The sequence below is a fragment of the Nocardia neocaledoniensis genome (genome assembly GCF_029868625.1).
Lineage (GTDB): Bacteria > Actinomycetota > Actinomycetes > Mycobacteriales > Mycobacteriaceae > Nocardia > Nocardia neocaledoniensis_A.
Genome location: NZ_JARWOJ010000009.1, coordinates 1 through 3,632, shown reverse-complemented (window position 1 = coordinate 3,632; position 3,632 = coordinate 1). Strand labels below are relative to the sequence as shown.

General features: G+C 70.7%; 3 protein-coding genes. All 3 read left to right on the top strand.

Going from position 1 to position 3,632, the window contains the following annotated elements:
* Positions 1-782 (top strand): DUF6537 domain-containing protein (locus QH270_RS00155; RefSeq protein WP_348537623.1); only part of this gene is annotated, 782 nt, incomplete at its 5' end.
* A gap of 125 nt (positions 783-907) precedes the next feature.
* The gene (locus tag QH270_RS00150) at positions 908-1,987 is read left to right on the top strand and encodes a Glu/Leu/Phe/Val family dehydrogenase (RefSeq protein WP_280338317.1); all 1,080 of its coding nucleotides are present in this window, start codon (positions 908-910) and stop codon (positions 1,985-1,987) included.
* The gene (locus QH270_RS00145; protein ID WP_280338316.1) at positions 1,987-3,480 is read left to right on the top strand and encodes an amino acid permease; all 1,494 of its coding nucleotides are present in this window, start codon (positions 1,987-1,989) and stop codon (positions 3,478-3,480) included. Before QH270_RS00150 ends, QH270_RS00145 begins: the two co-directional genes overlap by 1 nt.
* Positions 3,481-3,632: the final 152 nt, after the last annotated feature.

Sequence of the window (3,632 nt, the reverse complement as noted above, 5' to 3'; positions counted from 1 at the left end):
CTCGGGTTTGCTGCGGTCCGCGGTGGCGCCCACCCCGGGGGGGCTGCGGGGGGGGGGGGGCCCGGGGCCGCTTGGGGGGGGGTGGCGGGGGGGGTGTCTTTGGGGGGGGGCGGCGCCGCACCCCGCCGGCGGCACCCGCGGAACTGCTGGCGCACACCAGCTTCGAGGGCGAGGTGCGCCGGCTGGTCGAGCTGCGCGCGGCGAACCTGGTGGGTTACCAGAACGCCAAGGTGGCCCGCCGCTACGTCGAGACCGTCGAATTCGTCTGGGCGGCCGAGCGTTCCGTCACCGAGCGCACCGAGTTCAGCGAGGCGGTGGCGCGCGGGCTGTACAAGTTCACCGCCTACAAGGACGAGTACGAGGTGGCCCGCCTGCTGGTCGACCCGGACTTCCTCGCCGAGGTGGGAGCCCAGGTGCCCGGCGGCAAGAACCTCACCTACAAGCTGCATCCGCCGATGCTGCGCGCGCTCGGCCGGGACAAGAAGATCGGATTGCGGCCGAAATCGCATGTCGCGCTGAAGGTGCTGGCCAAGGGCAAGTTCCTGCGCGGCACCAAGCTCGATCCGTTCGGCTACGCCCACGTCCGCAAGGTCGAGCGGGAACTGCTCGCCGACTACACCGACATGGTGCGCCGACTCGCCGCGAATCTCACCACCGAGAACTACGACACGGCCACCGCGGCCGCCGCACTGACCGACGTGGTGCGCGGCTACGAGGACATCAAACTCGGCAATGTCGAGCTGTACCGCGCCGGGCTGCGCGAGCTCGGCATCGAGGACTGATCCGGAAATCCCCACGACGTCGCCGCACCGTGCGGCACCGATGGACCGCCGCTGACCTGCGGCACCACGACACCACCGCCACCGGGCACAACCCGGGCCGGTGGACACCCGAAAGGAAATCGACAGTGACCGTTGTGCACACCGAGGCAGGCGTCTTCGGCCGATCGCACGAACTCAGTGCCCGCGCCCACGAGCAAGTGGTGTTCTGCGAGGACGACAAGTCGGGTCTGAAGGCGATCATCGCCATCCACTCGACGGCGCTCGGTCCCGCCCTCGGCGGTACCCGCTTCTACCCGTACGCCGACGAATCGGCGGCGCTGCAGGACGTGCTGCGGCTGTCGTGGGGCATGACCTACAAGGCCGCGGCGGCCGGTGTCGACCTCGGCGGCGGCAAGGCGGTGATCATCGGCGATCCGGCGACGCGCAAGAGCGAGGAATTGCTCGCGGCCTACGCCCGCTTCGTCGAGACCCTCGGTGGGCGCTACATCACCGCCGGTGACGTGGGCACGAACACCGACGACCTGGATGTGATCGGCCGCCACACCCGGCATGTCACCGGCCGCAGTGTCGCCGCGGGCGGCAGCGGCGACAGCGCGCGGCTCACCGCGCTCGGCGTCTTCCACTCGATGCGGGCGGGCGCCGAATTCATCTGGGGCGCACCGACACTGGCCGGTCGCACGGTCGGCGTCGAAGGCGTCGGCAAGGTGGGCCGCGAGCTCACCGCGCTGCTGCTGGCCGACGGCGCCGAGGTCTGCGTCACCGATGTGAACGAGGCGGCGCTGCGGCGCCTGGCCGAGGAGATGCCCGCGGTGCGGCTGCTCTCGACCGTGTCGACCGCGCCGGTCGACGTGTACGCCCCGTGCGCGCTGGGCGCCACCCTCACCGAGTCCAGCGCCCGCGAGATCGAGGCCAAGCTGATCTGCGGCGCCGCCAACAACCAGCTCGCGACGCCGGAGGTCGAACAGGACCTCATGGCGCGCGGGATCACCTGGGTGCCGGACTTCGTCGCCAACGCGGGCGGCCTGATCCAGGTGGCCGGCGAGCTGCGCGGCGCGGCACCGGCCGAGGTGGAACTCGAGGTCGAGGGCATCTACCGCCGCTGCCGCGACATCATCGCCGACGCCACGACGGAGGGAATCGGGACCGGCGCCGCCGCCAACCGCTTCGCCGAACGCCGTCTCGACGCCATTCCGCGAGCACTGTGATGACCAAGACGAGCGGCCTGTTCCGCACCAAGTCCGTCGAGCAGTCCATCCGCGACACCGACGATCCCGACGCCAAGCTCCGCAAGGACCTGACGGCCAAGGACCTCACGATCTTCGGCGTCGCGGTGGTGATCGGCGCCGGCATCTTCACCCTGACCGCGCGCACCGCGGGCACCGTCGCCGGGCCCGCCGTCTCGCTGGCCTTCGTCTTCGCGGCGATCGCGTGCGGGCTCACGGCCCTGTGCTACGCGGAGTTCGCCTCCACCGTGCCGGTCGCGGGCAGCGCGTACACCTTCGCCTACGCCACCTTCGGTGAGGTGATCGCCTGGATCATCGGCTGGGACCTGATCCTGGAGTTCGCGCTCGCGGTGTCGGTGGTCGCCAAGGGCTGGTCGCAATACCTGGGCGAAGTGCTCGGCTCGTCGGCACCGGTCGTGCACCTCGGTTCGGTGACCTTCGACTGGGGCGCGGTGGTGATCATCGCGGTGGTCGGCGTGCTGCTGGCCACCGGGACCAAGCTGTCCTCGCGTGTGTCCGCCATCGCGGTCGCGATCAAGCTGGGCGTGATCGCGCTGGTGCTGGTGGTGGGCGCGACGTACTTCAAGCCGTCGAATCTGACCCCGTACATCCCGCCCGCGCAACCGTCGGAGAAGGCCGAGGGCATGCACCAGTCACTGTTCGCCTTCCTCACCGGATCCGGCGGCACCAGCTACGGCTGGTACGGGCTGCTCGCGGCGGCCAGCCTGGTGTTCTTCGCCTTCATCGGCTTCGACGTGGTCGCCACCACCGCCGAGGAGACCCGCAACCCGCAGCGGGACGTCCCGCGCGGCATCCTGGGTTCGCTGGCCATCGTGACGGTGCTCTACATCGCGGTTTCGCTGATCCTCACCGGCATGGTGTCCTACACCCAGCTCGCCGACGGCAACGCCACACTCGCCACGGCCTTCGCCATCCACGGTGCGACCTGGGTGAAGAACATCATCGCCATCGGCGCCCTGGCCGGGCTGTCCACCGTGGTGATGGTGATGTACCTGGGCCAGACCCGGGTGCTGTTCGCCATGGCCCGCGACGGCCTGCTGCCCCGCTCGCTGGCCCAGACCGGCAAGAAGGGCACGCCCGTGCGGCTGACCGTGCTCGTCGGCGTGGTGTGCGCGCTGCTGGCCGGGTTCGTCGATTTCGGCACGCTCGAGGAGATGGTCAACATCGGCACGCTGGTCGCCTTCGTGCTGGTGTCGATCGGGGTGCTGGTGCTGCGCCGGACCCGCCCGGACCTCCAGCGCGGGTTCCGCGTGCCGTTCGTCCCGGTGGTGCCGATCCTGGCCGCGCTGGCCTGCCTGTGGCTGATGCTGAACCTCTCGATCGAGACCTGGCTGCGGTTCGTGATCTGGATGGCCCTCGGTGTCGTCGTGTACTTCGCGTACGGGCGCAGGCACTCGATCCTCGGACGCGGGCGACCGCAACCCGCGGAACCGGAGTTGACGCCGGTCCCCTAGGCCGAAATCCCCTGGGGCGGGGCGCCCCCCCCCCCCCCGCCGGGGGGGGGGGGGCGGGGGGGGGGCGCCCCCCCAAGGAACCCGCGGGGGAGCCGGGCCCGCCCCCGGGAAAATAAAAAAACCCCAACCACCCCCCGAGAAAGGTGGGGTGG

What these genes read in the sequence shown, in the direction of transcription:
- QH270_RS00145 (WP_280338316.1), top strand. Translation starts at nt 1,987, where the DNA reads ATGACCAAGACGAGCGGCCTGTTCCGCACCAAGTCCGTCGAGCAGTCC.